The 11981-nt window shown below is 71.2% G+C and carries 11 protein-coding genes; 9 read left to right on the forward strand and 2 right to left on the reverse strand.

The features are described 5' to 3' along the window. Positions 1–71: 71 nt before the first annotated feature. From ACFFR3_RS04710 to ACFFR3_RS04735, 6 genes are read left to right on the forward strand one after another with little or no spacing between them, the layout of a single operon-like run. Complete coding sequence (locus ACFFR3_RS04710) at positions 72–410, forward strand: WXG100 family type VII secretion target (protein WP_345396307.1); 339 nt, start codon at positions 72–74, stop codon at positions 408–410. A gap of 19 nt (positions 411–429) precedes the next feature. Next, the gene (locus ACFFR3_RS04715) at positions 430–741 is read left to right on the forward strand and encodes a WXG100 family type VII secretion target (protein ID WP_345396304.1); all 312 of its coding nucleotides are present in this window, start codon (positions 430–432) and stop codon (positions 739–741) included. Between the two features lie 40 nt (positions 742–781). Further along, on the forward strand, positions 782–1141 hold the full coding sequence (locus tag ACFFR3_RS04720) for a hypothetical protein (RefSeq protein WP_345396301.1): 360 nt from the start codon (positions 782–784) through the stop codon (positions 1139–1141). Beyond that, the gene (locus ACFFR3_RS04725) at positions 1141–2619 is read left to right on the forward strand and encodes a WXG100 family type VII secretion target (RefSeq protein WP_379482645.1); all 1479 of its coding nucleotides are present in this window, start codon (positions 1141–1143) and stop codon (positions 2617–2619) included. Before ACFFR3_RS04720 ends, ACFFR3_RS04725 begins: the two co-directional genes overlap by 1 nt. Further along, entirely contained in the window at positions 2616–3026 is a 411-nt protein-coding gene (locus ACFFR3_RS04730; protein WP_364365047.1) for a hypothetical protein, read from the forward strand. Before ACFFR3_RS04725 ends, ACFFR3_RS04730 begins: the two co-directional genes overlap by 4 nt. Positions 3027–3045: 19 nt before the next feature. Continuing rightward, the gene (locus ACFFR3_RS04735) at positions 3046–4473 is read left to right on the forward strand and encodes a hypothetical protein (protein WP_379482646.1); all 1428 of its coding nucleotides are present in this window, start codon (positions 3046–3048) and stop codon (positions 4471–4473) included. 30 nt (positions 4474–4503) lie between these two features. Here ACFFR3_RS04735 and ACFFR3_RS04740 read toward each other — a convergent pair whose 3' ends face one another. Both ACFFR3_RS04740 and eccD read right to left on the reverse strand, forming a co-directional pair. Continuing rightward, positions 4504–4947 carry a YbaB/EbfC family nucleoid-associated protein gene (locus ACFFR3_RS04740; RefSeq protein ID WP_345396286.1) on the reverse strand — a complete coding sequence of 148 codons (444 nt, stop codon included), beginning with the start codon at positions 4945–4947 and terminating at the stop codon, positions 4504–4506. A 28-nt stretch (positions 4948–4975) separates the two neighbouring features. Beyond that, positions 4976–6445, reverse strand: a complete 1470-nt coding sequence (gene eccD, locus ACFFR3_RS04745; RefSeq protein WP_364365038.1) for a type VII secretion integral membrane protein EccD — start codon at positions 6443–6445, stop codon at positions 4976–4978. A gap of 102 nt (positions 6446–6547) precedes the next feature. Here eccD and eccCa point away from each other — a divergent pair, with 102 nt between their 5' ends. The 3 genes from eccCa to ACFFR3_RS04760 are packed head-to-tail and all read left to right on the forward strand — an operon-like array spanning position 6548 to position 11947. After that, complete coding sequence (gene eccCa / locus ACFFR3_RS04750; protein ID WP_345396280.1) at positions 6548–10543, forward strand: type VII secretion protein EccCa; 3996 nt, start codon at positions 6548–6550, stop codon at positions 10541–10543. After that, the gene (locus tag ACFFR3_RS04755; RefSeq protein ID WP_345396277.1) at positions 10530–10862 is read left to right on the forward strand and encodes a hypothetical protein; all 333 of its coding nucleotides are present in this window, start codon (positions 10530–10532) and stop codon (positions 10860–10862) included. Before eccCa ends, ACFFR3_RS04755 begins: the two co-directional genes overlap by 14 nt. After that, positions 10859–11947 carry a transglycosylase SLT domain-containing protein gene (locus tag ACFFR3_RS04760; RefSeq protein WP_345396274.1) on the forward strand — a complete coding sequence of 363 codons (1089 nt, stop codon included), beginning with the start codon at positions 10859–10861 and terminating at the stop codon, positions 11945–11947. The genes ACFFR3_RS04755 and ACFFR3_RS04760 overlap by 4 nt, the downstream gene beginning before the upstream one ends. Positions 11948–11981: the final 34 nt, after the last annotated feature.

Raw genomic sequence — 11981 nt, forward strand, 5'->3', positions numbered from 1 at the left:
CACTACTGTGACGACCATGCCGACAGTGCGCGGTCGGCGGTAGTAAGCCGACCAGCAAGGAAGGAGAGCCTGTGGGCGCCGAACCGCAGACTCAAGTAAGCCAAGCCGATCTCGTCGCGGCGGTGCAGCGTATCGAGGACGCGGCCATCCGGCTGCGTACCATCCAGCGCAACCTCGACACCGCGGGCGTGGAGCTCAAGCACAACTGGGTCGGCCAGTCGGAGGCGGCGTTCGACGCCGTGCACAAGATCTGGCACCAGCGCATGGACGTTGTACTCCAGAGCCTGAAGACCCTGGCCGAGAACATCACGACGAGCAACAGGAACTACGTCCAGTTCAACCAGGAGCGCGAGGAGGCGACCAACAGGATCGCCGCCGCGATCAACGCTGGATTCAACGGCCGGACCTGACGCACTCCAGGAGGACAGCATGCCTGCAGACGACATCTTCGACGTCACAAAGGTCAATTTCCAGGGCCTGGGCAAGGGCGAGGAAGCCTTCGCCAAGGCGTTCAACGACATGGTCACCTGCCTCGACGAGCTCGAGCGCGACCTGCTGGCCAAGAGCGCGATCTGGCAGGGCCAGACCAAGACCGTCTTCGACGAGGTCCGCAAGCTCTGGGAGCTCGAGGCCAGGGACATGTCGCAGTTCGTGGAAGCGCTGAAGTCGAACATCAACGTCACGAACATGAACATGCAGCAGGTCGAGATGATCAACAGCCGGATCTTCGACCACAAGTAAGACCCAGGCGATCTCGCCGGGGCCCTGACAAAGGGGGAGCATGGGCACCGATCGTGGAGTGGACCTCAGCAAGGAAGCGATCAAGGCGGCGCGGAGAGACCTGCTCGAGGCCCTCAAGCAGCTGGCCCCGGAGAAGGCCGGCGATGGCGTGTCGCCGGCCTTCGCGCCGCAAGGAGGCGTCAACCAGCTGACCACCGACTCCCAGGCCATGTACGGATTCTGGCCGGCCGCGATGGGTTTCCAGGCGAGCGCCAACAACGGCATCGCCGCGGTCACCGCCTCGTACGAGAACATCGTCAGCCAGCTGAAGAACGCGATCGACCTCCTGGAGGAGGCCGTGGGCGGCTACGACGGTGTGGAGAAGGACAGCTCCGAGCGCTCGAACACGATGCGGGTCTGATGGCCGAGCAACAGCAACCGATCAGGACGCAGATCGACCAGACCGAGTTCGACGGCGCGACCACGCAGATGGTGCGTGAGACGCTCACCGCCAACAAGCCGGAGCTGCTCCGCACGGCGGCGGGTGAGCTGATGACCGCCAAGAAGCGCCTCGACAACCTGGTCGAGGTGCTCGACAAGCACCTGCGGGCGCTGGACGCGCGCTGGACCCAGGGCGATGACGCCAAGATCGTCAAGAAGGCGCTGCGCAAGCTGCGCGACTCCGCCGCCGACGTCTCCACGACGATCAGCGCCCAGCCCGCGGACGCCAAGCAGTGCCCCACGAACCCCTCGGGCGTCGCCCCCGCCCTCCTGCTGCAGGCCCACACGCTGGCCGCCTACAGCGGGAGCAAGCTGCCCGAGACGCCCGACAGAGACGTCTCCTTCCTGGAGGCCGCCTTCCAGGGAGGGACGACGGGAGCAGGCGTCGGTGCGATCGGCGGCGCGTTCTTCGGCGGCGTGGGCGCGGGACCCGGCGCGGTGATCGGCGCCGTCTTCGGCACGGTCGCGGGCGGCATCACGTCCCTCTTCACCGACGGGCCCTTCGCCAACCTCGTCGGCGAGTCCAAGGAGGAGAAGGACAGGAAGCTCGCCAAGGAGCACATCCGGCTGCTCAGTCAGGCCACCGCGGCCAACAACCAGGTCTTCCCCGCCCAGCTGCGGACCGACATCCCGCTGTTCGACCTGGGTCCGGGTGACATGCCCAAGACGCCCTATGGCGGCGGCCCCAACGTGCGCAACGTCGGTTTCAACCCGAATGACACCGGCCTCGGCGAGTTCGCTCCGCCCAACCAGGACGGCCTCTACGACCCGAGCCAGCACCAGATCCCCGGGCTCGGCGGCGTGGGCGGCCTCGGCGACGGCCAGAACGGCACGGGCCAGAACGGAACGGGGCTCGACGGCCTCGACGGCATCGGCGGCACCGGCTCCGACGGCGCAGGGCCTGACGGTACCGGCATCAACGGCACCGGCCAGGACGGCACCGGGCTCGACGCCATCAACGGCGCGAACCTCCCCAACGGCAACGGAGTCGACGGGACCGACCTCAAGGCTCCCGGCACCCCGGACAGCACCTCGCTGGCCGGCCTGCCGGATCCGTCCCAGCTCGGCGGCCTTCCGAACCCCAACACCGGCGTCAACCCGCCCGCCTCCACCGGGATCGGCACCGGCTACGCCGGCGGCCCGGGCGGAGGCGGCTCCGGTGGTCACGGCGCCGTGGGCGGCGCCCTCGGCGGACCGGCCGGTGCGGCCGCCATGCGCGGGCTGGGCGGCGGCGGCCTCCCGATGATGCCGATGGTCCCGCCGAGCGGTCAGAAGCAGGAGGAGAAAAAGAGCGAGATGGGGCGCAGCGCGTACGTGTGGGACGAAGAGGACTACTTCTCCAGCGACGTGCCGACCATCGACGCCAACATCGACAGTGGTACGAAAGGCAGAGCATGAGACCGGCTGAAGACAGCTCTCCGGTGCCCGAACTGGAGCTGGCCAAGGACTTCCCCGGGCTGGAGGACGACGGGCGGGGCCCGTACATCGACCACTCGGAGGTCAGGGCCGTCGTCTCGCGGCTGCGCGAGGAGCTCGGCTCGCTGTACGGGAACCAGCCGGCCAACATGAGCGCCACCTGGAGCGGCCCCGGCACGGTCGGCGAGGTGGCCGGGCTGGGCAATGTCGGGCCGGGCGAGACCGGGTCCTGGGAGGTGGCCAGCAGCTTCGGCTACAACACCGCCCGCGCGTACGAAGTGTTCGGCGACAGCTACAGCGAGCTCATCGGCTACGTCGAGAAGTGGGCGGAGGCGGTCGAGCGGGCCGTCTCGAACTACGAGAAGGGTCACGCCGACAGCAGTGCGTGAGAAGCGGCAGGGATGAGAGATGGCCGATCAGTGGGAGCCCATCAGGATCTACAGCTACCTCGGTGAGAGCAGGCCGGACCTGAGCGTCACCAGGGAGCGGGTGGTCAGCTATCTGAACGGCACCGACCCGGACAGCATCGAGAGGGCGGGCAAGAGCTACGTCGAGGCGGCCAAGCTGATCAAGGGGGAGGGCGGTGTCCAGGGTGCGCTGATGAAGGCGGCCAAGGACCTGTCCGAGGTGTGGCGGGGCGACGGCGCCAAGCAGGCGCTGAAGGCGCTGCGGCTGCTGCACGCCAGCGCGGGCGCGCTGGGCGAGGCCATGCAGAAGACCGGCGAGCCGATGCAGAAGTACGCCGAGCGGGTCCGGCACTACCGCTCGACCGTGCCCGCTCCGGCGGGCAACCCGGAGGAGAACTCCGGCGGCGGCATGACGAACGGCGGGCCCGGCGGCGAGCCCAGTGGCGAGACCGCGCCACCGGTGATCGACAGCAGCGGCGGCGGCAGTGGCGGCGGCAGTGGCGGCGGCTCGGGCCGCATGGGCTACGCCCCGCTGGACGCCGACGCCGACGAGCGGGCCAGGAAGCACCTGGAGAGCCTGAACAACGAGATCGCCGACATCAACGCGCGGATCGCCGACGGGCTCGCGTTCGAGATGCCGACGATCAATCCGCTGACCGTGGACACCCAGCCGGCGAACAAGCTGACCGCGCCCACGGCCACCGACCTGTCCAACGGCAACGGCGACGGCCGCTGGAACGGCGGCACGTCCGACCCCGACGTCACGACGGGCTCCGGCGACAAGACCGGCTCAGGCTCGACCGGCAACGGCTCCGACGGCACCGGCAACGGCTCGGACGGCTCCGACGGCACCGGCAAGGACGACGGCGACGAGGGCGACGGCACGACCCAGCCGCAGGACCCGGGTGGGCAGGGCCAGGACGACCCGTCCACGGGCGACGACCCGGCGACCCAGCAGCCGGGCACGGAGACCCCGCAGCAGGACCAGCCGGGCGACCAGGACCAGGAGCAGGACCAGCAGGACGTGCCCCCGGTCATCACCGCCGAGGACTCGGGGACGGACCTGGCCCAGACCACGACCCAGCCGCCGCCCACGACGACCACTCCGAACCCGTACGCGACGCCGAACCCCTACACCTCGACGCCGCCCGGGGTCCTGCCGACCACCCAGCCGCCCGGCGGCACCCCGTTCACCGCCGGCGGCCCCACGGCCGGCGGCCCCTGGTACGGCGCCGGCGGCCCCGCCGCCACCAGCCCCGCCGTGCTGCGCGGCGGCGGCGCCCCCGGTAACGGCTTCATGGCCTTCCCGCCGGGCGCCATGGGGGCGGGCGCCCAGGACCACTGCGACGAGCACACCAGGGAGTACTACGACTCCGAGCCCGACATCTGGTCGCCTCCGGTGCCGACCAGCCCGGAGAAGCTCTGCTGAGGAGCCGGCCGGGTCCCTCGCGGGACCCGGTCAGCCCTCCATCCGGTTGCGGATGCGGACCAGCTCGCCCATGACGTCCTCGAAGGTGCGGTTGTAGGCGGACTCGGCCCGGTGGATCATCTCCATCGCGCCGTCGGGGTTGCCGGCCCAGCGCATCGGGTTGTCCTCTCCGAACAGGTCCTCCATCGCCTCCGAGGTCTGCCGTTGCAGATCGGCGGCGGCGGCCGTGAACGCCTCCTTGATGCGCGCGGCCAGCTCGCCCGACGACAGGCGCATGGCCTTGGGATGCAGGATCACGTCCTTCAGCCCCGCGGCGACGAACTCCACCGTCACCAAGCCGTCCTCGTCCTGCCCCGTGCCGACGATCTCCTCCAGCGCGGGCCCCAGCTCGGCGATGCGGGCCATCTGGGCCTCGTTCTTCTTCAGCAGCTCGTCGACGTCGACGCCGCTGAAGTCGAAGTCACGATCCATCATGCTCTCTCCAACTCTCTCAGTACGGTGCTCAGCCGGACAGGCCGCGGATCCAGACGTAGACGTCGAGCACGCCCAGCGCGAGCGGGAACAGCGCGACGAGCAGGATGACGTCCACGATCTCGCCCGCCCGGCCCCAGAACGGCGACAGCCGCCCGGAGGGCAGCCACAGCCCCAGCCCGACGACCAGCATCGACAGCCACAGCAGCGCCATCACCACGGCAGCCGCCGCCACGGTGCCCGAGCCCGTGCTGAGCATGACGGCCATCGTGCCGAGCCCGCCGAGCCCCGAGCACAGCAGCCAGAGCCGCTGCCCGAGCCCGCCGAAGACGCGGGCGCGCAGCAGCAGCACCAGGCAGAGCACGGCGGCCATCGAGCCGGACATCCAGCCGGGCTCGGCGACCAGGAAGGCCAGCGCGCCGATCGCGGTCATGGCGATGCCGGCCACCATGCCGGTGGCGTACCTGCTGGCCTGGGCGGTGCGGGCGAGGATGCCGTCGCTGTCGACGCGCTGGTTGTCGGCGCGCAGCTCCTCGGCGTTGGTGGGCAACGGGGGCAGCGGCACTCTGGCGATCTTGAACGACAGCGTCGGGATGAGCGGGCTGAGCGCGATGAGCACGGTCACGGTCATCGCGGCGGTGCCCGCGGCGGGCACGCCGAACACCATCACCATGCCGGCCGCGATCGCGCCCGCCACGGTCGCGATGGCGGTGCCGAGGAAGCCCGCCACGCCGTCGGCGACGACCGTGCCGCCGATCGTGGCCACCAGCGCCGTACAGGTCAGGGCGGCCAGCAGGTGGGGTGCGCCGACCCCGGCCAGTGTGGAGCCGCTCATGAGGCCGTACAGGCCCGCGAGGAAGGCGTACGGGAGCGCCGCGTAACCGATCAGGGCGCCGGCCGAGGAGTCGCCCACGGCCCTGGACAGGGCCGCGCTGACGCCGATCAGCAGCAGCGCGAGCATGCCCGCCACCACGGTCACGCCGAGCGGCTCGCTGCCCGACAGGGCCAGCGCGGGCACGCCGAGCACGAGCAGCACGGAGGCGGCCCCGGCGCCGAGCGTCCTGGTGTGGCGGCCCTCCCACTTGCCGGTGCTCTCCGAGACGCCGGTGGCGACCACGTCGGCCACGTCGTCGTAGAGCGCGGGCGGCAGCTGGGCCTCGCGCGGGCGCAGGTAGAGGATCTCGCCGTCGAGCACCCCCAGCGCGGTCAGCGTCTGCCCGAGGTCGAACGGCGCCCCGCCGAGCCGCTGCAGCACCCATCCCGGCGCGCCCGCCGCGTCGCCGCCCGCCTCGCCGACCGCGCGCAGCAGGCCGGGCAGGACGTGCGGCAGCGGTACGTCGGCCGGCAGCGCCAGGTCCACCCTGCGGCGCGGCGCGACGATCGTGACGTGGCAGAGCGGCGCCAGCGGCATGTGCGGCCGCGGCTGCCCGCCCTGCCCGGCGGGGGGCGCGGGCGGTATGGGCTGCATCGGCTGCATCGGCTGGTGGGCGAGGGAGGTCACGACCACTCCAATGACTGGCTGGCTAAATCCGACATGGCGAACATATAGGGACGGTGTGTCTGGTAAGAAAGTGTCTCAGGTGACAGGAGGGTTGTCCGCCCAGTGAGCATCGTTGTCGTACGGCGGCCGGAACGCCGCCCGAGTCCTCAGCCACCGCGTGGAGAGATCCTGCTGGAGTCGCCGCCCGAGATCCCAGAGGTGCAGCCGGCCGGATTCACCGGAATCCTGATGTACGTGCCCATGCTGGCCGGCGGCGCCGCCATGGGCCTGATGTTCACCGCGGGCGGCAACTCCAACCCCATCATGTACGTGGCCAGCGGCCTGTTCGCGGTCTCCATGCTGGGCATGACGGTCGGCCAGCTCGGCCGCAACTCGGGCGAGCGCAAGAACCGGCTGAACGGCCTGCGCCGCGACTACTTCCGCTACCTGGGCCAGATCCGCAAGCGCGTCCGCAAGGCCGCGATCCAGCAGCGCGAGGCCCTGGAGTGGAGCGGCCCCGCCCCCGACACGCTGTGGTGGGTGGCGATGGGCCCGCGCCTGTGGGAGCGCAGACCGCGCGACGACGACTTCGGCACCGTACGGCTCGGCACCGGCGTGCAGAAGCTGGCCGTGCAGCTCGTCCCGCCCGACACCAAGCCCGTCGAGGACCTCGACGCGCTGACCGCGGGCGCGCTGCGCCGCTTCGTCAGGGCGCACTCCACGGTGGCCGGGCTGCCGGTCGCGGTGGCGCTCAACTCGTTCGCCAGGATCCGGCTCACCGGCGACCAGCGGGCGATGCGCTCGCTGGTCAGGGCCATGATCGCGCAGCTCGTCACCTTCCACTCCCCCGACGACATGCGGGTGCTGGTGTGCGCGAGCGGCGAGTGGATGCCGCACTGGGACTGGGTGAAGTGGCTGCCGCACGCGCTGCACCCCGACGAGGTGGACGCGGCGGGCAAGGTGCGGCTCATGGCCGAGAACATGAGCCACCTCGACCAGCTCGTGGGCGACGAGCTGAAGGAGCGGGCCAGGTTCCGGCCGAACACGGCGGCCGACGCGCTGCCGTACCACGTGGTGATCGTGGACGGCGGGCACGTGCCGCACGACTCGCAGCTCGGCACGGACGCCATCCAGGGCGTCACCGTGATCGACCTGTCGGAGGCGACGGGACCGGTCGAGGAGGCCGCCACGCTGCGGCTGGACATCCAGCCCGACGGCTTCCACATGGTGAAGATCGACCACGCGGGCAAGCGCTCGTCCACCCGGCTGGGCGACCCCGACCGGCTCGACTACGCCAGGGCCGAGGGGCTGGCCAGGCAGCTCGCGCCGCTGCGGGCCTCGGCCGGCTCCGACGGCGACGCCCAGGACGTGCTGGGCACCAGCATGACGCTCACCGACCTGCTCGGCGTGGGCGACCCCGCGCTGCTGCAGGCCGCCGTCACCTGGCAGCCGAGGGCGGGACGCAACCGGCTGCGGGTGCCGATCGGGCTCGGCGCCGACGGCCGCGTGGTCGAGCTGGACATCAAGGAGTCGGCGCAGGGCGGCATGGGCCCGCACGGGCTGGTCATCGGCGCCACCGGCTCCGGCAAGTCGGAGCTGCTGCGCACGCTCGTGCTCGGCCTGGCGATCACGCACTCCTCCGAGATACTCAACTTCGTGCTCGTCGACTTCAAGGGCGGCGCGACGTTCCTCGGCCTGGAGACGCTCTCCCACGTCTCGGCCGTCATCACCAACCTCGAGGACGAGCTGCCGCTGGTCGACCGCATGCACGACGCGCTGCACGGCGAGATGGTGCGGCGCCAGGAGCTGCTGCGCGCGGCCGGCAACTACGCCTCGCTGCGCGACTACGAGCGGGCCCGCGAGCAGGGCGCCGACCTGCGGCCGATGCCGACGCTGTTCATCGTGCTGGACGAGTTCAGCGAGCTGCTGGCGGCCAAGCCGGAGTTCATCGACCTGTTCGTGATGATCGGCCGGCTGGGCCGCTCGCTGGGCGTGCACCTGCTGCTGGCCTCGCAGCGGCTTGAGGAGGGACGGCTGCGCGGCCTGGACACGCACCTGTCGTACCGGATCGGCCTGCGCACGTTCTCGGCCATGGAGAGCCGGGTCGTGCTGGGCGTGGCGGACGCGTACGAGCTGCCGTCCGCGCCGGGCAACGGCTACCTGAAGTTCGACACGACCGGCATGACCAGGTTCAAGGCCGCGTACGTGTCAGGCGTCCACCAGTCCGACCCCGCCACGTCGGGCGCCACCGACGGCCAGGCGCCCATCCGCGAGGTCGTCGAGTACAGCCCCGCCTACCTGCCGCTGCCCGAGATCCCCGAGCCGGAGGAGCCCGAGGAAGAGGAGGAGCCGGAGCCGGCCGCCGCCGGTCAGCGCAGCCTGCTCGACGTCGTCGTCTCCCGCCTGAGCGGGCACGGCCCCGCCGCGCACCGCATCTGGCTGCCGCCGCTGTCCGAGCCGCCCACGCTGGCCCACCTGCTGCCGCCGCTGTCCGTCAGCCCCGAGCACGGCCTGTCCACGACCGGCTGGCAGGGGCGCGGCAAGCTGCACGCCGTCGTCGGCATCGTGGACAAGCCGTTCGAGCAGCGGCGCGACCCGTACTGGCTGGACATCTCCGGCGCAGCGGGACACGTCGGCGTGGCGGGCGGCACGCAGAGCGGCAAGAGCACCGTGGTCCGCACCCTGGTGACCGGCATGGCGCTCATGCACACCCCGCGCGAGGTGCAGTTCTACTGCCTCGACTTCGGTGGTGGCGCACTCGCCTCGCTGGAGGGCCTGCCGCACGTCGGCAGCGTGGCCACCCGGCTCGACGGCGAGCGGGTCCGGCGTACGGTCGCCGAGATCGCCGGCATCCTGGAGCGGCGCGAGCGCGAGTTCGGCGAGCAGGGCATCGAGTCGATGGCCGCCTACCGCCGCATGCTCCAGGAGGGCACGATCGAGGGCGACGGCTGGGGCGACGTGTTCCTGGTCGTGGACGGCTGGCTGACGCTGCGGCAGGAGTTCGACTCGCTGGAGCCGACCATCACCGACATCGCGGGCCGCGGCCTCGGCTACGGCATCCACCTGGTGGCCGCGACCAACAAGTGGTCGGAGTTCCGGCCCAGCATCCGCGACCTGTTCGGCACCAAGATCGAGCTGAAGCTGGGCGACTCCTACGAGTCGGAGGTCAGCAGGAAGCAGGCGATGGCGGTGCCCGAGAGCACGCCGGGCCGCGGCCTGACCAAGGACGGCTTCCACTTCCTGTCGGCGCTGCCCAGGATCGACGGGGTCCAGAACTCCTCCGACCTGGCCGCCGGAGTCAGGGCGCTGGTGCAGGCCGTACGCGAGTCGTGGCAGGGCCCCGTCGCGCCGCCCGTACGGCTGCTGCCCGCCGTCCTGCCGGTCTCCGCGCTGCCCGAGGACCCCGACCGCATCCCGATCGGCATCGACGAGGCGTCGCTGTCGCCGATGGCGCTCGACTTCGACTCCGACCCGCACTTCGTGGTGTTCGGCGAGAACGAGAGCGGCAAGTCCAACCTGCTGCGGCTCATCTCCGAGGGCCTGGTCAGCAGGAAGGAGCCCAGCGAGGCGATGCTGATCGTGATCGACTACCGGCGCTCGCTGCTCGACTCGGCCGTCACCCCGCACCGCATCGGCTACGCCGCCTCCAGCGCCGCCGCCGCCAGCCTCATCAACGACGCCAAGGAGGCGCTGCTCAGCCGCCTGCCCCCGGCCGACCTGACGCCCGAGCAGCTGCGCGACAGGAGCTGGTGGCAGGGCTCCGACCTGTACGTCATCGTGGACGACTACGACCTCGTCGCCACCTCGGCCAACCCGCTGCACCCGCTGGTCGACCTGCTGCCGCAGGCCCGCGACATCGGCCTGCACCTGGTGCTGTCGCGCCAGATGGGCGGCGCGAGCCGGGCCATGTTCGACCCGGTCATCCAGCGGCTGAAGGACATGGCGACGCCCGCGCTGCTCATGTCGGGCAGCAAGGACGAGGGTTACCTGTTCGGCAACGTGCGCCCGCAGCCGCTCCCGCCCGGCCGCGGGCACCTGGTGGACCGCCGCTACGGCTCGCGCCTGATGCAGACGGCGTTCCTGGACGCAGAAAGGGGGACCGACCATGGCCGACCTTGACATCCATCTCTCCGCGCTCGACCGGTGCCGCACCGCCATCAAGAAGGCGGCGGGCCAGTACCAGGAGACGCTGACCGAGCGCAATCCCGGCGAGCTGACGTACGACGCGGACGGGGAGGTGCACAACAACCGCACCCCGGTCAGCGCCGACACCTTCGGCCACCTGCCCGGCTCGGCGGGGCTCGCGTCGGCCGCGAACAGCGTCTGGTCGGCGCTCATCGGCGAGATGGACGAGGCGCGCAAGAAGCTCAAGGGCACCGAGCGCGGCCTGAGCGACGTCGAGGAGAACATCCGCGCGGCCCACCGGGCCACGTCGTGAGCGTCGCGCACCTGCCCGGCGGCGCCGCGCTCGACGAGATGCTGCGCAAGGTGACCGGCAAGCCCGGCGGCATCGACAAGATCGCCGAGCAGTGGACGGCGTCGTCGGGCGACATCGAGGAGTTCGCCGGGGCGCTGTCGTCGGCGGTCAGGAACGTGGACGAGGCTTGGAACGGCCGCTCGGCCAAGAGCTTCGACGACTACATGCGCAAGTACGGCACCGCCGCGGAGAGCCTCAAGACGGCGCTGAACGACTGCGCCGCCGCGCTCAAGTCCGCCGCGTCCGCGCTGCGCGAGTCGCACACCGAGATCTCCTCGATCTGCCGCGACCTCAGCACGAACGCCGCGAGCTACCGCACCCGGTACATGAACGAGCACCCGGACGCCACCGAGGCGGACGTGCGGCCCGGGCTCGCCGCGCTGGTCGAGCAGGCCAAGAAGGACGCCAAGCCGTGGGTGGACGCCGCCGAGACGGCCGTCTCCAAGGCCAAGAAGGACATCGGCGAGCACCTGAAGAACCGCCGGCTGACCTTCCACGCCATACCGGACGTGACCACCCAGACCTTCACCCCCGAGAAGGGCCGCAAGCTCGACTGGGTGCCCGACCCCGACTACCAGACGGAGGGCACCTCCGTGCAGGGCGGGCGCGGCACGGAGCTCGGCGCCGGCACGCCTTCCGGCGGCTTCGGCGGTTACGGCCCCAGCGGCGCGCCACCCTCCGCCGGCGCGGCGACGCCGCCCGAGCGGGTCAAGGCGTGGATCGAGGAGGCCGTACGGATCCTCACCGCCGCCGGCGTGCCCGCCTCCAAGATGAACGTCAACGACATCTGGCGGATCATCCAGCACGAGTCCGGCGGAAACCCGCACGCCATCAACACCTGGGACTCCAACGCGGCCAGGGGCACCCCGTCCAAGGGCCTCATGCAGACGATCGACCCCACGTTCAACGCCTACGCGATGGACGGGCACCGCGACATCTACGACCCGGTGGACAACATCATCGCCGGCGTCCGGTACGCGATCTCCCGCTACGGCTCCGTCTCGAACGTGCCCGGCCTCGTCGGCAAGACCTACGTCGGCTACTGACGCGGACGCCCCCGGGGCCGCAGGGCCTCCGGGG

The organism is Nonomuraea salmonea (assembly GCF_042428605.1).
GTDB classification, from domain to species: domain Bacteria; phylum Actinomycetota; class Actinomycetes; order Streptosporangiales; family Streptosporangiaceae; genus Nonomuraea; species Nonomuraea salmonea.